Annotated in this window: 22 protein-coding genes and 1 pseudogene; 11 read left to right on the forward strand and 12 right to left on the reverse strand. The window is 65.0% G+C overall.

Annotated elements, in window-relative coordinates:
* A partial coding sequence (locus F1735_RS16780; protein WP_167237993.1) for a hypothetical protein occupies positions 1–384 on the forward strand: 384 nt, incomplete at its 5' end.
* A 31-nt stretch (positions 385–415) separates the two neighbouring features.
* On the forward strand, positions 416–568 hold the full coding sequence (locus F1735_RS16785; protein WP_167237994.1) for a hypothetical protein: 153 nt from the start codon (positions 416–418) through the stop codon (positions 566–568).
* 47 nt (positions 569–615) lie between these two features.
* Here the strand turns inward: F1735_RS16785 and F1735_RS35520 are convergent, their stop codons facing one another.
* Positions 616–1,155, reverse strand: a complete 540-nt coding sequence (locus F1735_RS35520) for a hypothetical protein (RefSeq protein WP_187364276.1) — start codon at positions 1,153–1,155, stop codon at positions 616–618.
* 180 nt (positions 1,156–1,335) lie between these two features.
* On the opposite strand from F1735_RS35520, the gene F1735_RS16795 reads away from it, so the two are divergent.
* The 5 genes from F1735_RS16795 (at position 1,336) to F1735_RS35715 (ending at position 5,970) form a co-directional block, all read left to right on the forward strand.
* Complete coding sequence (locus F1735_RS16795) at positions 1,336–1,719, forward strand: BlaI/MecI/CopY family transcriptional regulator (RefSeq protein WP_187364277.1); 384 nt, start codon at positions 1,336–1,338, stop codon at positions 1,717–1,719.
* The gene (gene blaOXA, locus F1735_RS16800; RefSeq protein ID WP_167237995.1) at positions 1,716–3,560 is read left to right on the forward strand and encodes a class D beta-lactamase; all 1,845 of its coding nucleotides are present in this window, start codon (positions 1,716–1,718) and stop codon (positions 3,558–3,560) included. The genes F1735_RS16795 and blaOXA overlap by 4 nt, the downstream gene beginning before the upstream one ends.
* Positions 3,561–3,583: 23 nt before the next feature.
* Positions 3,584–4,444, forward strand: coding sequence for a subclass B3 metallo-beta-lactamase (bla, locus tag F1735_RS16805; protein WP_167237996.1), 861 nt, complete (start codon positions 3,584–3,586; stop codon positions 4,442–4,444).
* Between the two features lie 78 nt (positions 4,445–4,522).
* On the forward strand, positions 4,523–5,653 hold the full coding sequence (gene ampC / locus F1735_RS16810; protein WP_373888538.1) for a class C beta-lactamase: 1,131 nt from the start codon (positions 4,523–4,525) through the stop codon (positions 5,651–5,653).
* 104 nt (positions 5,654–5,757) lie between these two features.
* The gene (locus F1735_RS35715) at positions 5,758–5,970 is read left to right on the forward strand and encodes a hypothetical protein (protein WP_222853005.1); all 213 of its coding nucleotides are present in this window, start codon (positions 5,758–5,760) and stop codon (positions 5,968–5,970) included.
* A 22-nt stretch (positions 5,971–5,992) separates the two neighbouring features.
* Here F1735_RS35715 and F1735_RS16820 read toward each other — a convergent pair whose 3' ends face one another.
* The 5 genes from F1735_RS16820 to F1735_RS16840 form a co-directional block, all read right to left on the reverse strand.
* Positions 5,993–6,529: an NADPH-dependent FMN reductase gene (locus F1735_RS16820; RefSeq protein WP_167237998.1), complete on the reverse strand. Its 537-nt coding sequence runs from the start codon at positions 6,527–6,529 to the stop codon at positions 5,993–5,995.
* 157 nt (positions 6,530–6,686) lie between these two features.
* On the reverse strand, positions 6,687–7,277 hold the full coding sequence (locus F1735_RS16825) for a type 1 glutamine amidotransferase domain-containing protein (RefSeq protein ID WP_167237999.1): 591 nt from the start codon (positions 7,275–7,277) through the stop codon (positions 6,687–6,689).
* A gap of 211 nt (positions 7,278–7,488) precedes the next feature.
* Positions 7,489–7,818, reverse strand: a complete 330-nt coding sequence (locus tag F1735_RS16830; RefSeq protein ID WP_167238000.1) for a chaperone modulator CbpM — start codon at positions 7,816–7,818, stop codon at positions 7,489–7,491.
* A 3-nt stretch (positions 7,819–7,821) separates the two neighbouring features.
* Positions 7,822–8,745 carry a DnaJ C-terminal domain-containing protein gene (locus F1735_RS16835; RefSeq protein ID WP_167238001.1) on the reverse strand — a complete coding sequence of 308 codons (924 nt, stop codon included), beginning with the start codon at positions 8,743–8,745 and terminating at the stop codon, positions 7,822–7,824.
* A 100-nt stretch (positions 8,746–8,845) separates the two neighbouring features.
* On the reverse strand, positions 8,846–9,709 hold the full coding sequence (locus F1735_RS16840) for a beta/gamma crystallin-related protein (protein ID WP_167238002.1): 864 nt from the start codon (positions 9,707–9,709) through the stop codon (positions 8,846–8,848).
* A gap of 225 nt (positions 9,710–9,934) precedes the next feature.
* Here F1735_RS16840 and F1735_RS16845 point away from each other — a divergent pair, with 225 nt between their 5' ends.
* Together F1735_RS16845 and F1735_RS16850 are read left to right on the forward strand one after the other, a co-directional pair.
* Complete coding sequence (locus tag F1735_RS16845; protein ID WP_167238003.1) at positions 9,935–11,269, forward strand: MATE family efflux transporter; 1,335 nt, start codon at positions 9,935–9,937, stop codon at positions 11,267–11,269.
* A gap of 94 nt (positions 11,270–11,363) precedes the next feature.
* The gene (locus F1735_RS16850) at positions 11,364–13,580 is read left to right on the forward strand and encodes a S9 family peptidase (protein ID WP_167238004.1); all 2,217 of its coding nucleotides are present in this window, start codon (positions 11,364–11,366) and stop codon (positions 13,578–13,580) included.
* 67 nt (positions 13,581–13,647) lie between these two features.
* Here the strand turns inward: F1735_RS16850 and F1735_RS16855 are convergent, their stop codons facing one another.
* From F1735_RS16855 to F1735_RS16880, 6 genes and pseudogenes are all read right to left on the reverse strand, one after another.
* Complete coding sequence (locus F1735_RS16855; RefSeq protein WP_166896229.1) at positions 13,648–13,827, reverse strand: CsbD family protein; 180 nt, start codon at positions 13,825–13,827, stop codon at positions 13,648–13,650.
* A gap of 353 nt (positions 13,828–14,180) precedes the next feature.
* Positions 14,181–14,363 carry a CsbD family protein gene (locus F1735_RS16860; protein WP_166874069.1) on the reverse strand — a complete coding sequence of 61 codons (183 nt, stop codon included), beginning with the start codon at positions 14,361–14,363 and terminating at the stop codon, positions 14,181–14,183.
* A 95-nt stretch (positions 14,364–14,458) separates the two neighbouring features.
* Positions 14,459–15,082 (reverse strand): class I SAM-dependent DNA methyltransferase, encoded by a 624-nt coding sequence (locus F1735_RS16865; protein WP_167238005.1) that lies wholly within the window; start codon positions 15,080–15,082, stop codon positions 14,459–14,461.
* A 7-nt stretch (positions 15,083–15,089) separates the two neighbouring features.
* Positions 15,090–17,138 carry a M13 family metallopeptidase gene (locus tag F1735_RS16870; RefSeq protein WP_167238006.1) on the reverse strand — a complete coding sequence of 683 codons (2,049 nt, stop codon included), beginning with the start codon at positions 17,136–17,138 and terminating at the stop codon, positions 15,090–15,092.
* Positions 17,139–17,164: 26 nt separating this feature from the next.
* Entirely contained in the window at positions 17,165–19,792 is a 2,628-nt protein-coding gene (locus F1735_RS16875; protein ID WP_167238007.1) for a M1 family metallopeptidase, read from the reverse strand.
* Positions 19,793–20,034: 242 nt separating this feature from the next.
* Positions 20,035–20,331: pseudogene (locus tag F1735_RS16880) on the reverse strand (isochorismatase family protein); the annotation flags it as partial.
* On the opposite strand from F1735_RS16880, the gene F1735_RS16885 reads away from it, so the two are divergent.
* On the forward strand, positions 20,324–21,256 hold the full coding sequence (locus tag F1735_RS16885) for a LysR family transcriptional regulator (protein ID WP_187364278.1): 933 nt from the start codon (positions 20,324–20,326) through the stop codon (positions 21,254–21,256). The pseudogene F1735_RS16880 and the gene F1735_RS16885 overlap by 8 nt on opposite strands.
* A 232-nt stretch (positions 21,257–21,488) precedes the next feature.
* Positions 21,489–22,316 carry an HDOD domain-containing protein gene (locus tag F1735_RS16890; protein ID WP_167238008.1) on the forward strand — a complete coding sequence of 276 codons (828 nt, stop codon included), beginning with the start codon at positions 21,489–21,491 and terminating at the stop codon, positions 22,314–22,316.
* Positions 22,317–22,379 lie beyond the last annotated feature (63 nt).

Genomic DNA, 22,379 nt, shown 5'->3' on the forward strand with positions numbered 1-22,379 from the left:
GCCGCCCTGCACGCGAAAAAAAACCTCGCGTGCAGGGCGGCGGCCGCGCGAAGCGGTCATCTTGTCAAGCGATTTCGACGTTCAATCGTAAAAAAATCGACAGGCTTAAGTCCGGTAGATTGGGGGGTGCATGCACTTGATGATGACCGGTATCAGAATCAGCGCGAGCCAAATGACAAATGGGGAAATGATGCTGAAAGGCTGGCGGGTCAGACAGAAGCGGATATCGCGAGCGAGTTGCGTGAGCCAGTGCGCGATTCACATAAGGGCATAGCGCCAATCCACGTCGATGACCCAACTCAGCACACCCGCACCAACCCCGACGGCAGCTACACGTGGGTAAAAGATGATTACCAGGGCAATGAAGTGCAAGGGCCAGACTAGCAACCGCAGATCGATCCCCCTGTTCCCGACATTGACGATGATGGGGGTGATGATGATGACGACGACGGCGGCGGCGATGGTGACGGCGGCGGTGGTGACGGCGGTGACGGTGGTGATGGTGGTGGTGACGGCGGTGAGGGTGGCGGCGACGGAGACGAGGGAGACGACGAGAATATGCCCTTAGCCGTTGCCCCTGGCGGCTCTGCATCGGACCGTAACGAGTGGGCTGCATTAATGAGATTCGTCAACAACGATGCAAGCGTCGAAGAAAACCCAAGCGCGGTACACGACGCCCCCATCCATGATGCGCCTGAAGCACTGGCAATTATTGGCACTCCTATGTGGGCACATATAATCGAACTCGTCTTGTAACTCGGCAACGACGCAAAACGCGCGATCAGCTCGGCCTCGCAGCGCTGGTAATGCGCGAGCAGGTCGGCGCTGATCATCTGCATGGGCGACTTGTCCGGGCCGTCGATCCGGTGCATCTCCAGGATCAGCGGTCCATCGCCGCTCACAAGCACCCGCGATCACGGCTTCGAGCTCCCCCTCATACTTGAAATGCACCAGGTGGTCGCGCGCCAAGGCCAGCACCTTCTCGCCGTCGCTGGCACCGGGATCGAGCGCACGCGTGGCGAACGTCGGCCGGGCCGGTGCCGCCGTCAGGCATGGGCAGTAGACCGGAACCTTGACCTCTTGCATGACCCGCGGCGCACCGGCGCAGGAGGTGAGTAGCACCAGAGCCAGCAGGATCAGCAGCAGGTATCTCATCGGATCGACTTCAGGATAAACACATCGACCGACTCCTCAGTCGCCATGGGCCGAGGCAGCGTGACGAGCACTATCTGGTACAGCGCCAACGCGTGGCGAAAACGCCGGCATCATCGCGCTTGACGTTGGTGCGACATATGTCACATAATAGTGGCACTCGTCGCACACATAAAGAGTCCCATGGCCATCCCCTCCATCTCCGAACTGATCGTCCTCAAATCGCTGTGGCGGCAACAGCCCCTGAGCGCGCGCGAAATCCACCAGCAGGTCGAAGCCGAACTTGGCTGGTCGTACTCCTCGACGCGCAAGACCCTCGAACGCATGCTGGAAAAAGGTTCCATCATCCAATCCACCCTGCACGGCGTGCAAGTCTACCAAGCCGTGCTGGAAAAAATCGGCACCCTCGCCTCCTTCGCGCACGACTTCGGCAAGCGCGTGATGGAGATGGACGCGCCCTTGCCGGTCACGATGTTCACCGGCAGCAAGCTCGTCGATGACGCCGAGCTGACCCGGCTCGAGCAACTGCTGAGCGACTGGCCCGACGACAACGGTGACGAGCAATGAGCCCGGCCGATTTGCTGATATCGCGTTTCCTGCTGGCCAGCGGCGGTTGCCTGGCCGCCGGCCTGGCCGTGTGGGCGGTGACCACGCTGTGCCGGCGCAAGCTCCCCGATTTCGCCGCGCAGCGCTCCCTGTGGCTGCTGAGCCAGATCACGATCGTGGCGGCCTTCCTGGTGATCTTGCTGCCGCATAGCGAACGCCTGCGCATCATCCCGCAGATCGACCTGGAGCCTGCCACGCAAGCGAGCGTGCCCACCCCAGCCACCACGGCCACAGCGGCGCCAGCGGCCAGCAACCCGGCCAAGCCAGGCATCCAGGCGAACGACAAACCCTGGCTTGCCAGCGGCGCGCAAGCCTGGCTGCTGGTCTACCTGCTCGGCCTGGGCTATTCGATCATCAAGCTGGTGCATGCCCGGCGCATGCTCAACGGCCTGGCCGCGACCGGATCGCGCATGGACGCCCGGCACCCGCACGAGGGCTTCGCCGGCCCCGCGCAAGCGGCAGGCACGCCGGACGTGATCGAAGTCGACGCCCCCATCTCGCCCATGCTGTTCGGCCTCATCAAGCCGCGCCTGCTGCTGCCGCGCCACCTGCGCAGCCTGGCGCCGGTGCAGCAGGAATTGATCGTGGCCCACGAACTGACCCACTTGCGACGGCACGACTTGCAATGGATGAGCGCCGGCGTGCTGCTCCAGACCCTGCTCTGGTTCAACCCCTTCATGCGGCTGCTGCGGGTGAACCTGTCGTGGGCGCAGGAACTCGGCTGCGACCGCGACGTGTTGCGCGGTCGTCCCCAGGTCCAGCGCAAGGCCTACGCGGCGGCATTGGTGGCGCAACTGCGCCTGCAGCACCACACGGTGGCGACAGCGCTGGCCTTCGGCGGTGTCAGCGAGCGCAGCGTGGCGGCCCGCATCGCGCTGATCCGCGAACCGGCCAGCACCCCCCGTACCCCGTGGGCACGTTGCGCCGCGCTTGCCAGCCTCGCAGGCATCGTGCTGGGCAGCCTTGCCTTCCAGCCCGCGCTGGCCTGGCGCATCGACGCCGCCCCGCATGCGGTACCGAACGCATCGCTGTCGCGGGCCAGCGCCAGCGCGCCAACCGCCCTGCTGAGCTGCACGGAAATGATCGACGCCGCCAGCGGCCAGCGGCTGGTACACGAAGGCCAGTGCGACGAGCGCGTGACGCCGGCGTCGACCTTCAACATTGTCGTCAGCCTGATGGGCTACGACAGCGGCTTTTTGCGCGACGAGCACGCCCCGGTACTGGCGTTCAAGGAGGGCTATGCCGACTGGATCGATTCCTGGCGCGCCAGCACCGACCCGACCAGCTGGATGCGCAATTCCACCGTGTGGTACGCCCAGCAAGTCACATCCCACCTTGGCGCGGCACAAGTCCAGCGCTATATCGATGGCTTCGACTACGGTAACCGCAAGGTACTGGGCGAGGCCGGCAAGGACAAGGGCCTCCCGCTTTCCTGGATCAGTTCGACCCTGGCAATTTCACCTGTCGAACAGGTTGCCTTCCTGCGCAAAATGGTCAAGCGCGAGCTCGGGCTGACGCCGGCAGCGTACGACATGACCGCCCGCATCACCAGGCTCGACAACCTGCAAAACGGCTGGGAAATCCACGGCAAAACCGGCACCTCGGCGCCAGTCACCGTTGCTGGACAAGCTGACACCAAGCACGAATATGGCTGGTTTGTTGGCTGGGCAAGCAAGGACGGCCGCACCGTGATCTTCGCGCGCCTGGTGCTCGATCCACGCCAGGAAGGGCACGCGGCCGGCACCAGGACCAAAAAAGCCTTCCTGCGCGACCTGCCCGCCCGCCTGGATGCACTTAACTAAACCCACCTCACCAAGGAGACAACATGAAACACCTGCTCATTGCCACGCTGCTGGCCGCCTTGCCGCTCACGCCAGCGCTTGGCGCCGACTGGAACGACCCGCAAGAACCGTTCGCCCTCTTCGGCAACACCTACTACGTCGGCGTGCGCGGCCTGAGCGCGGTACTGATTACCTCCCCTGCCGGGCACATCCTGATCGACGGCGGCAGTCCCGAGTCAGCCGTCCAGATCGTGCGGCACATCGGCCAGCTGGGCTTCAAGATCGGGGACGTGAAGTACATCCTCAATTCGCACGAGCACTTCGACCACGCCGGTGGCATTGCCGAACTGCAGCGCCTGTCGGGCGCCACCGTGCTGGCCAGCGTACACGGCGAGCAAGTCCTGCGCACCGGCGCCACCAGCAAGGGCGACCCGCAATACACCAACCTGCCGCCGACCACGGCCACCGTGGCCAGCACGCGCGCCGTCAAGGATGGCGACATCGTCAAGCTCGGCCCCTTGTCGGTCACCGCGCACGACACGCCAGGCCACGCGCAGGGCGGCACCAGCTGGACCTGGCGCTCGTCCGAGGGCGGCAAGACGGCCGCCATGGTGTATGCCGACAGCCTGAACGCGATCAGCGCCGGCCCGTTTCGCTACAGCGCCAGCACGACCTACCCGCAAGCGCGCGCCGAGCTTGAAAAATCGATCGCCACCGTCGCCGCGTTCGATTGCGATGTGCTGGTCTCGGCCCATCCAGAAGGGAGCGAGCTGTGGGAGCGCCTGGCCCAACAGCCGACACTGGGCAACGCCGCCTTTATCGACCGCAACGCCTGCCGCGACTACGCCAACGCTGCGCGCGACAGGCTGGCACGCAAGCTGGCCGCCGAAGCCGCCCAACAGTAAACACCCTTTGCATCGACCACCGCCATCAGAAAAGGAAGCACCGCTGTGTCCACTTCGCCGAAAAAATTTACCAGCCACATCGCCCTGGCCCTCATCGCGGCATGCTGCGTGCCCCTGTCCAGCCGGGCTGCCGACGACAGCGTGCGCCTGCGCGCCATTGTCGACAAAGCCATCGGCCCCATCATGACCGAGCATGACGTACCGGGCATGGCGGTGGCCGTGACGGTGGGCGGCAAGGCCTATTTCTTCAACTACGGGCTGGCCTCGATCAAGGACCAGACCCCGGTGAGCGAGGCGACCCTGTTCGAACTGGGCTCCATCAGCAAGACGCTGACGGCAACGCTGGCCTCGTACGCGCAGGCGAACGGCAAACTGTCGCTGGACGCGCACCCGAGCGCCTACATGGCGCAGTTGAAAGGCAGCGACATCGACAAGGCGAGCGTGCTCAACCTGGGAACCTACACCGCCGGCGGCTTGCCGCTGCAGTTTCCAGAAGACATAAAGGACGCGCAGATGCCCGACTACTTCCAGCAATGGAAAGCACAAGCGGCTCCCGGCACGCAGCGCCGCTACTCCAACCCCAGCCTGGGCCTGTTCGGGCAGGTGACCGCGCTGGCCTTGGGCAGCGATTTTGACGATGCGATGAAACAGCTGTTCGCGCAACTGGGCCTGACCAGCAGCTACCTGCACGTGCCATCGAGCGCCATGGCCAACCAGGCGTGGGGCTACGACGAGAACCAGAAAGCGCGCCGGATGGACCCGGGCGTGCTGGCGAAGCCAGCCTACGGCGTGCATTCGAGCAGCGCCGACATGATCCGCTTTATGCAGGTCAACATCGCACCGGGCCAGCTGGACGAGCCGGCGCGGCGCGCGGTGCAAGGCACCCATGTCGGCTACTTCAAGGTGGGCCCGATGGTGCAGGGGCTCGGCTGGGAGCAATATCCCTGGCCTGTCAGCCTCAAGCAACTACAGGCCGGCAACTCGCGCGGCATGATCACGCAAGCGAACGCGGCCAAGCGCATCAGCGCGCCCAAGGCGCCCTCCACGCCGACGCTGTTCAACAAGACCGGTTCGACGGGCGGATTCGGTAACTACGCGGCATTCGTGCCGGCGAAGAAGATCGCCGTCGTGATCCTGGCGAACAAAAGTTACCCGATTCCCGACCGCATCAAAGCGGGCCATGCGATCCTGGAGCAGCTTGCGCCATAATGCGCCCCTGGACGCGGCCCTGATTCCGGGCCAGATTGGCGCTCTGCGAATAGGTAATTGAGCGGAAGCGCCCCGAACCGCGCGAACATCGATTGCCATGCGGCATGCGACACCTGCGCTGCCTCATCGCCCCAGTCGCCATCGCGCTGCGGCAGATCGAGCGCTTGCGCATACAGCCGCGCCAGGTGACGGCGGGCGATCGGCACCTGCGCCTCGCCCGGCTGCAAATCGCCTTCGGCCCACTGGCAAAAATCCCGGGCCGAATGGACGAAGATTGTTGTGCTATCCATCTTGCCCCTGTTCACGCAGCCATGTGAGTTGGCGGACACTGGAAATCCCTCATGGCGCGACCTCTGCCCGCGCGGCGCAAACCAGCGCCGCGATGGCCGCCCGCAACGGGCCGGCCAGCGCCGGATCGGCCGCGATGTGCGCTGCATCGAATCCCCGGTTGGCAAGCGCAATCACCGGTGAGGCCGCCGCAATCACCTTCCACCCCATCGTCGTGAGGATTTCCGCCAACGCGGCATGCGCATGCACCGCCCGCGCCGACGTATTGATCAGCGCCACCGGCTTGCTGCCCAACTCGGCGCAGCCAACCAGCCAGTCCAGCGCATTCTTGAACGCACCGGGCACGCCATGCGCGTACTCCGGACTGGCCACGATGACGCCATCGGCCGCGCTCAGCAAGCCACGCAGCGCGCGCACGACTGGCGGCGGCGCGGTCTCGATATCGGGATTGAAAAACGGCAACTGGTCCACGCCCTCGTACAGCACAATCCGCACGCCTGCGGGCGCCAGCGCGACTGCGGCGCGCAGCAGCATCGTATTGGCCGAGTCCCGACGCAGGCTGCCTGACATGGCAATCAAGGTAATCATTCGTGGAACGTTGCCGATGAGAAAAACACCATCGTAACAGAGCCGGCCGGCCGCGAAGCGCCATGCGCGTCAGCGCTGAGCGCGTTTCGGCAAGCGCCGCCAGCGACGCGCAAAGCCGTTGATGCGTCAACGGCCTTGTCGTTTGAAACGTGCAGCCTCAGGAAGAAGGACCGCGATCGGCCGTGGCCGGATCAATTGACAGCAGCTTGAGCATGGCTTTATTGAAAGCTGGCAAGTCATCCGGCTTGCGGCTGGTGATCAGGCGGCCGTCGATGACCACTTCTTCATCGGTCCACTCGGCGCCGGCGTTGCGCAGGTCGTTCTGCAGGCTCGGCCAGCTGGTCATGTGCTTCGCCTTGGCGACGCCGGCGTCGATCAGGGTCCAGGGACCGTGGCAGATGGCGGCAATCGGCTTTTCTTCGGCGCCGAAGGCGCGGATGAAGTCGATCGACGCCTTGTCGAGGCGCAAGGCGTCCGGGTTGGAGACGCCACCGGGCAACAGCAGCGCGTCGAACTCGCGCGGCAAGGCTTGCGCAATGTGCAGCTCGACCTCGAAACTGTCGCCCTTGTCGGCATGGTTAAAGCCCTGCACCTTGTCACCCTTGGCCTTGGGCGAAATCAAGGTCACCGTCGCGCCGTGTTCTTCCAGGAAACTACGCGGCGAGGTATATTCGATTTGCTCGACGCCATCGGTCATCAGTACCGCAACGCGTTTGCCCTTGAGGGCCTGGCCATTGTTTTGTTCCATGTGAACTCCTTTGCACTATTAATTTATAGCTAATATCGAAGGAGGAGTGTAAAAGCCCTTGCGCAACCGTGTCGCCCGCTTCGACATGAGGGGACCTCGAAAAACCTACTGCGCGGCGTCATTTTCGCCCTGCGATGCTCACCGTACCTTCGTACGGCTGCGCTTCTCGGGCGAAACTGAAGCCGCTCGCTACGGTTTTTCGAGGCCCCCACTATAGCGCGCCGAGCACCCGCAAGCGCGTGCGCAGCCGGCTCACCTCGTCGGCCAGGTCGAGCACGAGGGCGGCGATTTCTTCGTTGGCGTCCAGGTCGCGCTCCAGGCTCACCAGGCGCCGCGCGCGCTGCAAGTCGCCGCTGCGAAAGCGCCACAGCGCGCGGGCTGGTTCGTCGATGCCCAGGGCGATGATGTCGTCCGCGCCCAGCAAGCCGTCGCACACATGGCGCACCACCCAGTCAGGTTCGACGCCGCAGGTGTACGCCAGTTCGTGCAGGTCGAGCGCCGCGTCGTCGAGCAGCACACCCACGATGGTGATCGTTTCCATCGCTTAGGCCCCCGCCTGCGCGCGCGGATTAAACGCCATCTCGCGCGCCATGGTGCGATACAGTTCGCGCGCCCGGTCGCTGGTGGCCGGCGGCAGCACCACCTCGACAATGAGATACAGGTCGCCCGCCGGATTGCCCGGAATGCCGCGTCCCTTGAGCCGGAGTTTGCGCCCCGTCTGCGAGCCGGCCGGCACGATCACCTCGAGCTGGCCGGACGGCGTCGGCACATGGATGGTGGCGCCGAGCGCGGCCTCCCACGGCGCCACCGGCACGCTGGTGTACACGTGGCGGCCCTCGACCCGGTAGCGCGGAGCGGGATGGAACTGGATTTCCAGGAACAGGTCGCCCGCATCCGCGCCGCCGCTGCCCGGATGCCCCTGGCCCGCCAGGCGCAGTTGCTGGCCCGGCAGCACGCCCTTGGGAAGGTTGACATTGACGGTGCGTTCGCGCGTCACCACCCTGCCCTGCGCATCATGCTGGGGCACGCGCAGGGTCACCGCGCGGGTCGAGCCGTGATAGGCGTCGCTCAGGTCGATGGCGATGGCCGCGTGGATATCGTCTCCGCGCGCCTGAAAGCCTTGTGCGCCGGGACGCCCACGGCGGCCCACGTGGGCGAACAGCTCGGAAAAGAAATCGCTGGAACCGGCCGCGCCGCCGTTATCGACACCGGAGCCCCAGTCGGGCGGCGGGCGGAATTGCTCACCGGCGCGGCGGGTGCGGCCAAGCGCGTCGTAGGCGGCGCGCTTGTCGGCGTCGCCCAACACGCCGTAAGCCTCGTTCACTTCCTTGGTCATGTGCTCGGCGTCGGGCGCGCGGCTCACGTCGGGATGGTATTTGCGTACCAGCTTGCGGTACGCCTTCTTGATGTCCTCGGCGGTGGCGCCTTTGTCGATACCGAGGGTCTTGTAGTAGTCCTTGTATTCCACGGGCGGCGCTCCAGGATCGGTTTTTGATTATCCTACAACGCGGCCGAAGGACGCAGCGCACGCTTGCCTTGTGTATTTACCAAGCGATTGACCAAGCTGTTTACCGGACGCGGCGCACCGACGAAATCATGTTGCCCATAGGACCGAGACGCTCGTAACGGCCGGGCCCGTAAGTCATGCAGCGCCCGCCGAAATCGGCGTGCTTGCAAAACTCCCAGCGGCCGCGATGCACGATCAGGGCGTCGGCGCGGTCGTTGAAACCGACGTCGGTCAGGTCGCGCGTATCGTCGCGCAGCACCAGGCGCTGGCCCGAAAAGCCGCTGGACGAAAACAGCTCCACATCGCCATCGCGCTGGCCGCCGCCGTCATCGTCGACCAGGCGCGCCGACGACACCCGCCCGCGCAGGCCGCGTCCCAGGTCCTCGTAACGGCCCGGCGCGAAGATGCGGCAGGTACCGCGAAAGCCGGCATCGCTGCACAACTGCCAGTTGCCTTCGATGACCTGGGCGCTGGCGGCGCTGTCGTTGAAATCGATCTCGTCGAAATCGTCGGCGGCGCGCCGCAGGCGCTTGGCGTCGCCGTCCAGGCCACGTTCCGAAAACAGCGCAATCATCCCGCGCTTGCCGTCACGCGGGCGGGCGCCGCCATGTCCGCGTTCGGGCATGATCTCGCGCGCCGACGAAATACGGTCGTTGAAGCGCTCCAGGGTCGGATACTCGCCCTCCTCGTACACCGCGCAGCGTCCTTCGAAGCCGACGTCCTCGCACAGCTCCCAGCGCCCCGAGCGCACGATCATGCTCGAGGCGCGGTCATTGAAGCCGGTATCGACCAGGTTGGGGGTGGTGGCGCGCAAGGTCATCTCGCGGCCATCGAAACCATCGCGCGAAAACAGGGTCAGTTCGCCGGCGTGGGCAAAAGCGGTGGCGCCGAGCAGCAGCGCGAGTGCGAAGGGAGTTTTGAGCATGGGATGGTCCTCGATATGCGATGCCCCGATTGTGGACCATCCCGCGCCCGCGGCGCCAGTGGCCAGGCACGAAGATGTGTAACAAGTCTTTACGCGGCTCTTGTTAAAGCAACACCCGCCGACCCTGCACGCCATTAGCCGGTAAAATCCCTGTTTGCTTCCAGCGCCGCTCCCATGTCCGCCATTCTCGCCCAGCCCGCCCCTATCCGAACCGAAGTTGCCGCCATGTGGCGCCTGTCCTGGCCCGTGCTGGTCGGCCAGCTGGCCAGCGTGGGCATGGGCGTGGCCGACGTGGCGATGACGGGCCACGTCAGCGCCAGCGAACTGGCCGCCGTGTCGCTCGGCGCGTCGGTCTGGTCGATCATCCTGGTGACCGTAATGGGCACCATGATGGCGATTAACACCGTGGTCGCGCACGAAACCGGGGCCGGGCAGTTCGGCCGCATTCCGCACGTGGTGCGCCAGGGGCTGTGGATGGGCCTTGGCGTGGGCCTGGTGGCCTGCCTGGCGGCCAACCTGTCGACGCTCGTGTTCGACCATATCGGCTTGACGCCGGACGTCGCCGCCAATGCGTCCATGTTCGTCCATGCGATCAGCATCGGCATGCCGGCCTTTGCCTGCTACCGCGCGCTGTACGGCTACACCGCCAGCATCAACCAGACCAAGCCCGTGATGGTGATCGCCGTGTGCGGGCTGCTGTTTAACATCTTCGTTAACTGGCTGCTGGTGTTCGGGAACTGGGGCATGCCCAAGCTGGGCGGGATTGGCTGCGCGGTGGCCACCGGGATCTGCCTGTGGCTCATGCTCGGCGCCATGCTGGCCTGGATCCGCATCGCCCCGGCCTACCGCCAGACCTACCCGTTCACGCAATGGGAAAGGCCCAACTGGCGGGAAATCGGCAGCATGCTGCGCCTTGGCCTGCCGGTCGGCGTGACCTACCTGGCCGAAGTGAGCGCCTTCGGCGCGGTCAGCCTGATGATCGCGCGCTTTGGCGTGGTGCAGGTCTCGGCCAGCCAGATCGCGCTCAATTTTTCGTCGCTGGTGTTCATGGTGCCGCTCAGTTTCGGCATCGGCCTGATGACCCGCGTCGGCCACGCGCTCGGCGAAGGCAACGCGGTGCGCGCGCGCTTCGTGGCCTGGGTTGGGGTGGGCATGTCGCTCGCCTTTGCGCTGCTGTCGGCGGCGCTGATCGCCGTATTCCGCTGGGAGATCGCGCGCGCCTACACGTCCGACCCGGCGGTGCAGGAACTGTGCGCCCACCTGCTGCTGTTCGCGGCGCTGTTCCAGTTGTCCGACGCCACCCAGGTTGCCACCTCGAGCGCCATCCGCGGCTACAAGGTCACGCGCCAGCCGATGCAGATCCAGCTGCTCGCGTTCTGGGGCTTCGCCATGCCGCTCGGGTATGTACTTGGCCTCGCGCCAGGGTGGTTCGCCTGGTCGCCGGCGGCGCCGATGGGCGCCGCCGGTTTCTGGATCGGACTGGTACTGGGCCTGACCGTGGCGGCGGTGCTGCTCACGTGGTCTTTACAGCACCTCTCGCGCACCCGCGCGCAGGCCTGAGCGGGTGCGACCGGGGCCGGCCCCGGGGGTGCCCACGGGTGCGGAACTCTGGTATTGTCCTCAGTTCTCCACATCCACCTTACCCGAGACATCCATGCGATTTCTGCTCTGTTTTTTAGCCGCATTGTCCAGCGTTCCCGCATCCGCCGAACGCCTGACACTGGACCGCATCCACGCCGACCCGGCGCTGGCGGGACCGGGCGTGCGCAACCTGCGCGTGTCGCCCGACGGCGCGCGCGTGACCTACCTGCGCGGCCGCCAGGACAACCAGTTCCAGCTCGACCTGTGGGAATTCAACATGAAGGACAAGACCTCGAAGCGCCTGGTCGACTCCAAACTGCTGGTTCCGAACGAGACCATCTCGCCCGAAGAACAGGCCAGGCGCGAGCGCGCGCGCACCGCCAGCTTGAGCGGCATCCTCAATTACAGCTGGTCGCCGGACGGCAAGCAGCTGCTGGTGCCGATCGGCGGCGACTTGTACCTGGTCGACGCGGCCAAGCCGCAGGCCGCGCGCAAGGTCGCCTCGGGCAATGTGGCCGATCCGAAGATTTCGCCCAAGGGCCGCTATGTCTCGTTCGTGCGCAAGCAGAACCTGTACGTGATCGACCTGGTCTCGGGCGCGGAAAAACAGCTCACCACCGACGGCGCCGGCACCATCTTCAACGGCGAAGCCGAATTCGTGGCGCAGGAAGAAATGGGCCAGCGCACCGGCTACTACTGGGCGCCGGACGATTCGGCCATCGCCTACAAACGCTACGACGAGTCGCCGGTGCCGGTGGTGCGCCGCTTCGAGATTTTTGCCGACCGCACCGACGTCGTCGAGCAGCGCTACCCTGCAGCCGGCGATGCCAACGTGCTGGTCGAGCTGATGATCGTTTCGCCGGCCAGCGGCGCGCAGCGCAAGGTCGACCTGGGTCCGAACCGCGACGTGTACCTGGTGCGCGCCGACTGGAGCGCCAACAGCAAGCAGCTGGTGTACCAACTGCAGTCGCGCGACCAGAAGCGCCTCGACCTGATCTCGGTCGATGCCGCCACCCTGGCGCAACGCACCCTGCTCACCGAAACATCGACAACCTGGGTCAGCATCCATGACGACCTGCGCTTCCTGTCCAAGCGCAACGCCTTCCTGTGGGCGTCCGAGCGCAGCGGGCGCAATCACCTGTATTTGTACGACCTCGATGGCAAGCTGCTGCACCCGGTATCGGGCGGCGAATGGGGCATCGACAATGTGCTGGCGGTGGACGAAAAGGCCGGCCGCGTGTACGTCGCCTCGAACCGCGACGCGGTGATCGACAAGCAGACCTACGCCCTGGCGCTCGACGGCAGCGGGGCCGACAAGCCGGTGCGCATCACCAAGGGCGACGGCTGGCACGAAGCGGCGTTCTCGCGCAACGGCGAAGTGTTCGTCGACACCTTCTCCGACCCATCGACCCCGCCGCAGATTTCGATCCGCCGGCCGGACGGTTCGATGGTCGGCTGGCTCGAACAGAACGAGCTCAATGCGGCGCACCCGTATGCCAAATACAAAGCCGACCACCTGGCCACCGAATACGGCACCATCAAGGCCAACGACGGCCAGACCTTGTACTACTCGATGATCAAGCCGTCGGACTTCAGCGCCGCGAAAAAATATCCTGTGTACCTGTCGACATATGGCGGGCCGCATTCGCAGCACGTCTCGCGCAAGTGGGGCAACTACTTCGACCAGTACATGGCGCAGCAGGGCTTCGTGGTATTCCGCCTCGATAACCGCGGCTCGTACCGGCGCGAGCGCGCCTTCACCGATGCGATCTACAATGGCCTGGGCAAGCACGAAGTCGAGGATCAGCTGACCGGGATCGACTGGCTGGGCAAGCAGGGTTTTGTGGACGCCAAACGGATCGGCGTATTTGGCTGGAGCTATGGCGGCTACATGACACTGCGCCTGCTGGCGGCGGCATCCGACAAGATCGCGATGGGGGTCTCGGTCGCGCCGGTGACCGACTGGGCGCTGTACGACACCCACTACACCGAGCGCTACGTGGGTGGCACGCCGAAAGGGCAGCCGGACGCGTACAAGGCCAGCGGCGTGTTCGCGCACCTGGACGGCTTGACCTCGCCGCTGCTGCTGGTGCATGGCATGGCCGACGATAACGTCCTGTTCACCAACACCACGCGCCTGATCGATGGCCTGGTCAACCGCAACGTGCGCTTCGACCTGATGACCTACCCGGGCGCCAAGCACGGGATTTCATCGCGGCCGGGGCAGCGCCACGTGTACGGCACCATCGAAGCGTTCTTCAAGAAGAACCTGGCCGACGCGCCGAAGTAAGCGGAAGAAAGCGCCAGACCAAAAAAAGCCGCGAAGTTCGCGGCTTTTTTCATAGGGAGCGGACCAATTAGTTGGTCGCATCCTTGACGGCTTCTTTGAGGTCGCCGATTTTTTCCTGGGTTTTGCCTTCGATCTGGTTTTCCAGGCCTTTAGCTTGCTGTTCGGTGCTACCGACCAGTTTGCCAGCTTCTTCCTGAATTTTGCCGCCGATGTCTTGCAGTTTGCCGTTGACTTGATCTTTGTTCATGGTGAAGCTCCTTGAAGTGCTCATAGCCAAGAGTGGCGATGTAGTGAAGCCATCTTACTGCTGAGTTCAAAACAGATCAGTTCGTTTCCGCACATAAGCCAACAATTAATTCTACTCAACAAAAATCCCCAACCGGGGTCAGAGCTTTAATTAGCAACAAACCGCGATTGCTGCACACCGGCTCGCTTCGATCAAAAGGGAATTCCCAGCTAAAGGCGGAAAATGGGATAAATACTTGCAAAAAAGCATCAAATAGCGCGCGGATGCGGTAAACGACATCGGGGTCAGAGCTTTAACTAGAAATATTTCTAGTTAAAGCTCTGACCCCGGTTGTAGGGGGAATCAGCGCTGGATCAGCGGTTTCCTTGGTCCTTGAGCACTTCTTTGGCGTCGCCGAATTTTTCCTGGGTTTTGCCTTCGACTTGCTTCGACAGCCCTTTGGCTTGCTGTTCGCTGCTGCCGATGACTTTGCCGACTTCTTCCTGGATCTTGCCGCCGATGTCTTTCGCTTTGCCTTTAACTTGGTCCTCGTTCATTTTCGGTACCTCATATGGTGAGTGAAACTGCGGGGCGCACCGACTGTGCGACGGACCCAGAATAGGACATTCCTCTGAACCGTTCCGTTCGCTATCTAACCATACGGCTTGCGCCAGACACTCGCCAACCAAGGCTGCTGTTCGCGCGGCAAGCCTTCCGGGCGATAGTAATGATGCAGCGAGGAAAAGCCGGCCGCTGTCATGTACGCCTGCCAGGTGGCGAAATCATAATAGCTGCCGTAGCGCGGCCCGTTCCAGCCTTCCCGGTTGTCGCCGCGCGGGTTGGAACTGAACAGCACGCCGCCCGGTTTCAGGGCCGCGTACACATCGTCGAGCACCTTCGGCAACGCGCGGCTGGGCACGTGGAACAACACCGCGTTGGCGAAAATGCCGTCGAACAGGCCGGCCGGCAGATCGAGATGCACGAAGTCCTGGTGCCACACTTCGCAGCCGCTGTAGGCGCGCGCCATGGCCGCGAACTCGCCCGAACCATCGAGGCCGATGGCGCGGTGGCCAAGGGCGCTGAAGGTCTTGAGGTCGCGCCCCGGCCCGCACCCCAGGTCGAGCAGGGTGTACGGCGCCGCGCCTTCGATGGCGCCCAGCAGCGCGCCGATGTTCTGGCTCACGTCATGGTCCACCGTGCCGCGGAAGAACTGCTCCGCGCTGGCGTCGTAGTGCGCCAGCGTCAGGCGCGTGATGGCGTCGATGTCCTCGCTCATGGCGCCCCTACCACACCTTCACGCGCTCGGCCGGCGCCAGGTACAGGGCCTGGCCCGGCTTGACGTCGAACGCCTTGTACCACGGCGCGAGATTGCGCACGATGGCGGTGCGGTATTCGGCCGGTGCGTGGCCGTCGGTCAGCACGCGCTGGCGCGCGGCCGCTTCGCGCACCTTGGTCTGCCAGGCCTGCGCGTAACCGAGGAAGAACTGCTTGTCGGCGTCGGCCGGCGCATCCTGCCCCAGCGAGGCCTTGTAGGCGTCGTACGCCGCCGCCACGCCGGCCAGGTCGGCCAGGTTTTCGCTCAGGGTCAGCTGGCCGTTGACCGCCAGGTCGGGGAACGGCTTGTAGGCGCTGAACTGCGCCACCAGCTTGTCGGCGGCGCCTTTGAAGTGGGCCATGTCTTGCTTGGTCCACCAGTCGCGCAGGCGTCCCTTGGCGTCGAATTGCGCGCCCTGGTCGTCGAAGCTGTGGCTGATTTCGTGGCCGATGATCGAGCCGATGGCGCCGTAGTTGGCCGCGTCGGACGCCTTCGGGTCGAAGAACGGCGGCTGCAAAATCGCGGCCGGGAAGTTCATGCCGTTTTGCAGCGGCAGGTTGACCGCGTTGACCAGTTGCGGCGGCATCGCCCACGCGGTGCGGTCGACCTTTTGCTTGAGGCGCGCGATCTCCTGCGCGTAATGGAATTGTTCGGCGCGCACGGCGTTGCCAAGCGCGTCCCCCGGCAGCACTTTCAGGCCCGCGTACGAATGCCAGCGGTCCGGGTAAGCCACGCCGACGTGCATGGTCTTGAGCTTTTCCTGGGCCTGGGCGCGGGTGGCCGGGGCCATCCAGTCCAGCTGGTCGATGCGCTTGCTGAAGGCGGCAATGATGTTGCCGACCATTTTCTGCACGCGCGCCTTGTTCTCGGCCGGGAAGTGGCGTTCGACATACAGGCGGCCAACAGGTTCGTCGAGCGCTTCGTTGGTGGCGGCCAGCGCGCGCTTCCAGCGCGGCGATTGCTGCGGCGTGCCGCTCAAGGCCTTGCCGGAAAATTCGAAACGCTGGTCGGCGAAGGCTTTTGGCAGGGTCGCGGCAAAGTGATTGACCTGGTGGAAGGCGAGGAAGTCCTTCCAGGTCGCTACGTCGGTGCTCTCGACCAGCGCGGCGGCGCCGGTCAATGCGCCCGGGTGCCAGACGATGAAGGTCGGCTCGCCTGCCAGGCCCGCGCTCTTGAAGAACGCGTTCCAGTCCATGCCCGGCGCCTTGGCGGCGAAGTCCTTCCGCGTCCAGCTGTTGTTGGCCTTGACGATGTCGGCCGAATCTTCACGGCTGGCGTGCGAGCGGGCGATCTTCATTTCGAGCTCGAACACCTTGGCGGCGCGCGCGTCGGCGTCGGCGTAGCCGGCCAGCTTGAGCATGGCGCCGATGTGCTGCTGGTACTTGGTGCGCAGCTCGGCCATGCGCGGGCTGTCGGTCAGGTAGTAGGCGCGGTCGGGCATGCCCAGGCCGCCCTGCAGCAGGTAAGGCGTGTTGCGGGCCGGGTCGTTCAGGCCCTGGGCGATCCACAGGCCGAACAGGTTTTCGGTGAAGAAGTTGGTGGCGTTGAGCGGATCGACGTCGGCCCGCAGCGATTGGCCCAGCGCGCGCGTCAGCGACGCCTTGTCCTTGATGGCGTCGATTTTCGCCAGCAGCGGCTTGAGGGGCGCGACGCCTTTCGCTTCGATGGCCGCTTCGTCCATGAAGGTGTTGTAGAAGTCGGCGACCTTGCGCGCGTCGCCCCTGGCTTTTTTATCGGCCGAGACTTCCTCGATCAGCTTGACGATGCGCGCATTGGTCGTTTCGGCCATGGCGGCAAAGGCGCCCCAGCTGCTGCGGTCGGCCGGGATCTCGGTCTTGGCGAGCCAGTCGCCGTTGGCGTAGGCAAAGAAGTCGTCGCCCGGCAGCACCGGGGCGGTGATGGCTTTGGCGGCCGGCGCCGCGTCCTGGCCGGCGCCATGGGCGGGCGCGAAGGCGAGCGAGGCGCCGCACAGGGCGAGGGTCAGGGCGGTCTTGAGCGGGGTCCAGTGTGTTTTCATGTGTGCTTCCTTGTTCCGATGTTCGGTTATTTTAGCGCCGCGCGCACCTGCGGCAGCAAACGGGTTTTCTGGGCGGCGCGGGTGCGGATGGCATTGGCCACGCGTTGCGCTTCGACCTGGGCATCGGGGCCAAAGTTCTGCTTCACGTACGCTTCCATCATGTCGGCGTGGGCCGGATTGGAGGAGGACGATACCACGCCCGGGAAAAAGCGGTTCTGGCCAACCGATTCCTGGTCCTTCATCAATGCCGCGCGGTTGGCGGTGGCAAAAGCCCATGCCAGCTCCACGTGTTCGGCGCGCGCCACGGCCGGCACCAGGGTGGAGGTCAGCTGCGCCGGCAGCTCGGAAGAGAGCGCCATGTTCAGGGTGCGCCGGGCCAGGACCGGGTCGTGCGCCAGGGTCATCGAGCGCGCGTAGCGGTTGCGTTCTTCGTCAGTCTGGGCTTGCGCCACGCGGCTGGCCAGGGCCTCGTAGGTGGCGGCGTCGCCGTAGCGGCCGGCCACGCGCATGACGAAGTCGATCATCGACGGCGGCACGCTGGCCGGGTCGTTGAGGAAGCGGGCAAAGCGGGCGCGCCCTTCGGCGATCACGGCCGGGTCGCCAATCTTGGCCAGCGCGCCGGCCAGCAGGGCGCGCAACTGGCGCTCTTCGGTCGATTCGCCCGCCTTGTCGTCCCAGCCGAGGCGCGCGAACTTGGGTTCGGCCAGGCTGGTGATGTAGCGCCGCACCAGCGCCCGTTCCGGCTCGCCTTCGGCCAGGGTGTCGAGCGTGGCGAGGTTGTCGAGCATGGCGTTCCATACCGCCAGCCGCGGTTCGTCGGCGTAGGCCGATGCCAGCTTGATGTAGCTGGCCAGCTGCAGGCGGTCGGCCTGCACCAGGCTCCAGGTGTCGCCCAGCAGCTTGAGGCGGGTGGTGTCGGGCAGCTTGGCGGCCTGCCCCGCCAGCGCGTCGAAGCCGGCCTTGTCGTACTGGACGCGGAAGTAGCCGACGCTGGCCGGGTCGATCACCAGTGTACCGTCGCACGACGGCTGCGTGATGCTGGTGCTGGCGCCGGAGAACAAGGCGTAACTGGCCTTGCCGCCCACGCTGCCCACTTGCACCGGCACGTTCCACAGGCGTTTTTCAGGCGCCGCTTCGTCGAGGCGGAACTGTTCCTGCGAGAGCGTCACTTTGCGCTTGCCGTTCTCGCAGCTTTGCTCGACCTTCAGCAGCGGGAAGCCGGGCTGGGTGGTCCAGTCGGAGGCCAGCTTTTCGACCGGTTTGCCGGAGGCTTTTTCGAGCGCGGACCAGAGGTCGGCGGTGGTGGTGTTGCCGTACTGGTGCTTGGCCATGTAGGCGCGGATGCCCTTGCGGAAGGGTTCTTCGCCCAGGTAGGCTTCGAGCATGCGCAGGAAGGCCTGGCCCTTGGCGTAGGTGATCGCATCGAAGGCGTCGGCGGCCTGCGCTTCGGTCAGCACCGGGGTCTGGATCGGGTGCGTGGTCTTGCGCGCGTCGAGGTTCATGACGCTTTCGCGCTCGGCCAGGGCGCCCAGCTGCACGCGCCACTCGGGATGGAAATGGTCGGTGGCCTTGGTCGCCATCCACGAGGCGAAGCCTTCGTTGAGCCACAGGTTGTCCCACCAGCCCATCGTCACCAGGTTGCCGAACCACTGGTGCGCCACTTCGTGGGCGTTGATGCCGAACGAGGTCTGGCGCACGCTGTCGGGGCTCTTTTGCGGGTCGACCAGCAGGGTCGATTCGTTGTAGACGATGCCGCCCCAGTTTTCCATGGCGCCGTTAAAGCCGCCGGGGATGGCTATCTGGTCCAGTTTCGCCAGCGGGTAAGGAACGCCGAAGTAGTTGTTGTAGTAGCGCAGCAGGTCCTTGGTGGCGCCCAGCGCGTAGGCGGCCGAGGGCAGCTTGCCTTCGGTGGTGACGATGCCGATCTCCACGCCGTCCTGCCTTGCGCTGACCCGTTCCAGTTCGCCCGCGACCAGCACCAACAGGTAGCTCGGCATCTTGGGGGTGACGCCGAAGTGGAAGCGTTGCAGGCCGCCGTCGAGCTTTTCCTGGCGCTCGAGCGGGGTGTTCGAGTAAGCCTTGAAGCTGGCCGGCAGGTCGACGGTGAGCTTGAAGGCGGCGCGGAAGGCCGGTTCGTCCCAGGTCGGCAGCAGGCGGCGCGTGTCGGTCGGCTCCATGTTGGTGGCGATCATGGTACGGGCGGCGCTGCCGGCCTTGTACTTCATGTGGAACATGCCGCGCGCTTCGCGGTTGATCAGGCCGTGGAATTTGAGCGCCAGGTTGTAGCGGCCCGGCGCGAGCGGCTGCGCAAGCGCGAAGCTGAGCGTTTCCTGTTCCTTGTCGACGACCGGCGTCAGTTTGAGCGCGCCGATGTTCTTGCCGGACAGGCTGGCGGCGTCGATCTCGATGTCGACCGCGTTGAGCATGATGCGCGAGGTGGTCTTGAGGACTTCGATTTCGACCGTTTCGGAGCCGAGGAAGGTATTGGCGGCCAGGTCGGGGATCAGGTGGGCGGCGTACTGCACCGGCACGATATCCTTGGGCAGCTTGCCCGGCGTGGTGGCAAAGGCGTACGGGGCTTCGGCGTGGGCGGCGAAGGCGGTGCAGGCCAGCGCGATGGCGGCGCCGAAGCGGCGCTGTTTCAATAATGTCATCTCGGTTCTCTTTTCGTGGCGGCGCCAGGGCCGGCGCATTTTTCCCAGCCTGCACTTTAATCGAGCGCGGAGAGAAATGCTTGTCAATTGCGATGAACTGCATGATATGCCGCCAGAGCAGCGAAAAGCGGGAATGGCACGCAGGCCGCCGTCCGGCCGCTACCAACCTTGGCGCGGCCCGGACCAGCCGATGTCCTCGGTCAAACGGGCGCGCGCGATCGGCGCATCGCCTGGTCCGACGCTCAGGCCTGGTCGTACGAGAATTGAATCCCCGCCGTACCGCCGGTCTCGATAAACAGCTTGATGAACGCCGGCACGGTGTCATGGCGCGCCCAGTCGCGCTGCAGTTCGCAGAACATCTGCACCACGCTGATCATCTTCCCGCCGGCCTGCTCGATGCGGCGCAACGCAGCCTCGTGCGCCGCGCTGGAGGTGCCGCCGACGGCGTCGACGACAACGTAGACGTCATAGCCGTCGCGCAGGGCGTCCAGCGCCGGGAAGGTGAGGCAAGCCTCGGTCCAGAGTGCCGTCATGATCAATGGAACACTGGACACCGATGTGCAGGACTTGAACGATCTGTTTTACTTTGTGCAGGTGGTCGAACATGAGGGGTTCGCCCCGGCCAGTCGGGCGATCGGCGTTCCAAAATCCAAACTGAGCCGGCGGATTTGCATCCTCGAAGAACGGCTCGGGGTGCGTTTGCTGCAGCGCTCGACGCGCCAGTTTTCCGTCACCGGGATCGGCACCAGCTATTTTTTGCATTGCAAGGCGATGCTGGTCGAAGCCCAGGCGGCCCAGGATGCGGTCGACCGCACCCGGGCCGAGCCGAGCGGCGTGGTGCGCATCGCTTGTCCGATTGCGCTGCTGCATGTGCGGGTCGGCACCATGCTGGCCGAATTCATGGCGGCGCATCCCATGGTGACCCTGCACCTGGAGGCCAGCAAACGGCGCATCGACCTGGTGGCCGAGGGGACCGACGTCGCCATCCGGGTCCGGGTGCCGCCCTTGCAGGACAGCGACCTGGTCATGAAGGTGCTGAGCACGCGGCGCTGGTGTGTCGCGGCCAGCCCGGCCTTCCTGGCGCGCCACCCGGCGCTCCACCTGCCCGCCGACCTGGGCGGCGTGCCAACCCTGGACTGGGGCAGCCCCATGGCGCAACCGACCTGGCACCTCGATGGCCCGGACGGCGCGGTAGCCAGTGTCCGCCACACTCCGCGCCTGGTGACCGACGACATGATCGCCCTGAGGGCGGCGGCGCTGGCCGGTGTGGGCGTGGTGCAGTTGCCGCTGATGATGATCGCAGAAGAACTGCGCCAGGGGACGCTGGTCATCCTGATGCCGGACTGGTTTCCCCGGGGCGGGATCATTCACGCCACCTATTCGTCGCGGCGCTGGCTGCGCCCGGCCGTGCGGACCCTGATCGACTTCCTGGCGGCGCGCTTCGCCCAGCTCGACGAGGTGTGATCGGCGCGGTGGTGGCGTGCCCGCAGAAATCGCTATATAGTCACGCTGCCCATGAGTCTATCTCAGTAGACCGGAGTCGCTGCTGACGCGCCTGGCAAGCGAGTGCTTCCTCGCGCCTTGCCCTCGCTTGCCATGCATCGCCTACGCGTATGTCGCCTACGCGTATGTCGCGATCCGCTTCCCCGATCTACTGAGATAGGTTCGTAGCGCCATGCAATCAACTGGAGACAGAATGACCCTTGAAGCCCTGCTGCAAAATCCGAACGCCCTGCCCTCCGCGCCGAAAGTGGTCGCGGAACTGATCAGCAGTTTCGACGACCCGGATGTGGCGGTCGAAGAAGTCGCGCGCAAGCTCTCGCTCGACCCGGTCCTGAGCGCCAAGCTGCTGCGGCTGGCCAACTCGGCCTACTATCACGTCTCGCGCCGGATCGGCAATGTGGGCGACGCGGTGCGCATGCTCGGGTTTGTGACGGTGCGCACACTGGTCATCAGTTCGGGCCTGGTGGGCAGTTTCAAGACCGTGCCGGGACTCGACCTGAAGCATTTCTGGCGCTACAGCCTGCACACGGCGGTGGCGGCCAAGTGGATCGCCAAGCAGATCGGCGCCAATACCGACCTGGCCTTCACGATCGGGATGATGCACGGGATCGGGCAACTGGTGATGCACGCGGGCGTGGCGCAGCAGGCGCGCGAGCTCGATCAAACGGTCGGGCCGTACGACAACGGCCGGATCGCGGCCGAGCGGGCGCTGTTCGGCTACGATTTCGGCATGGTGGGGGCGGAACTGGCGCTGCGCTGGAAGTTCCCCGACCTGTTTCACCAGACCTTGCGTCATTTTCCCGATCCCACGCCGGAGTCGCCCTCGTACCGGATGGCGTCGGTGATTCACCTGGCCGTGCTGCGCGCGCGCTATGAAGAGCGCCAGCCGAACGATGAGGAACTGGCGGCATGCTTCACCCAAGCGCTGGCCACCGGGCTGGGCGTGGCGCCGGAAGCCTTGTTCGCGGGGATTCCGCCGCTCGGGGAGCTCAGTGGCGGGCTGGAAGAACTGATCAATTAAGCATTTTTTCAACCTGGCAAAAAATATTTCGGATTTTTTTGAAAAAACCCTAAAGTTCCGCCC

Source organism: Massilia genomosp. 1, assembly GCF_011682185.1.
Lineage (GTDB): Bacteria > Pseudomonadota > Gammaproteobacteria > Burkholderiales > Burkholderiaceae_D > Telluria_A > Telluria_A rubra.

Excerpts from the sequence above, each read along its gene's own strand:
- F1735_RS16820 (WP_167237998.1), bottom strand. The coding sequence starts at position 6,529 with ATGATTACCTTGATTGCCATGTCAGGCAGCCTGCGTCGGGACTCGGCC.
- F1735_RS16795 (WP_187364277.1), top strand. The coding sequence starts at position 1,336 with ATGGCCATCCCCTCCATCTCCGAACTGATCGTCCTCAAATCGCTGTGG.
- F1735_RS16850 (WP_167238004.1), top strand. The coding sequence starts at position 11,364 with ATGCGATTTCTGCTCTGTTTTTTAGCCGCATTGTCCAGCGTTCCCGCA.
- F1735_RS16885 (WP_187364278.1), top strand. The coding sequence starts at position 20,324 with ATGATCAATGGAACACTGGACACCGATGTGCAGGACTTGAACGATCTG.
- F1735_RS16845 (WP_167238003.1), top strand. The coding sequence starts at position 9,935 with ATGTGGCGCCTGTCCTGGCCCGTGCTGGTCGGCCAGCTGGCCAGCGTG.
- F1735_RS16875 (WP_167238007.1), bottom strand. The coding sequence starts at position 19,792 with ATGACATTATTGAAACAGCGCCGCTTCGGCGCCGCCATCGCGCTGGCC.
- blaOXA (WP_167237995.1), top strand. The coding sequence starts at position 1,716 with ATGAGCCCGGCCGATTTGCTGATATCGCGTTTCCTGCTGGCCAGCGGC.
- F1735_RS35715 (WP_222853005.1), top strand. The coding sequence starts at position 5,758 with ATGCGACACCTGCGCTGCCTCATCGCCCCAGTCGCCATCGCGCTGCGG.
- F1735_RS16865 (WP_167238005.1), bottom strand. The coding sequence starts at position 15,082 with ATGAGCGAGGACATCGACGCCATCACGCGCCTGACGCTGGCGCACTAC.
- F1735_RS16840 (WP_167238002.1), bottom strand. The coding sequence starts at position 9,709 with ATGCTCAAAACTCCCTTCGCACTCGCGCTGCTGCTCGGCGCCACCGCT.
- F1735_RS16870 (WP_167238006.1), bottom strand. The coding sequence starts at position 17,138 with ATGAAAACACACTGGACCCCGCTCAAGACCGCCCTGACCCTCGCCCTG.
- F1735_RS16890 (WP_167238008.1), top strand. The coding sequence starts at position 21,489 with ATGACCCTTGAAGCCCTGCTGCAAAATCCGAACGCCCTGCCCTCCGCG.
- F1735_RS16855 (WP_166896229.1), bottom strand. The coding sequence starts at position 13,827 with ATGAACAAAGATCAAGTCAACGGCAAACTGCAAGACATCGGCGGCAAA.
- bla (WP_167237996.1), top strand. The coding sequence starts at position 3,584 with ATGAAACACCTGCTCATTGCCACGCTGCTGGCCGCCTTGCCGCTCACG.
- F1735_RS16825 (WP_167237999.1), bottom strand. The coding sequence starts at position 7,277 with ATGGAACAAAACAATGGCCAGGCCCTCAAGGGCAAACGCGTTGCGGTA.
- F1735_RS16830 (WP_167238000.1), bottom strand. The coding sequence starts at position 7,818 with ATGGAAACGATCACCATCGTGGGTGTGCTGCTCGACGACGCGGCGCTC.
- F1735_RS16860 (WP_166874069.1), bottom strand. The coding sequence starts at position 14,363 with ATGAACGAGGACCAAGTTAAAGGCAAAGCGAAAGACATCGGCGGCAAG.
- F1735_RS35520 (WP_187364276.1), bottom strand. The coding sequence starts at position 1,155 with ATGAGATACCTGCTGCTGATCCTGCTGGCTCTGGTGCTACTCACCTCC.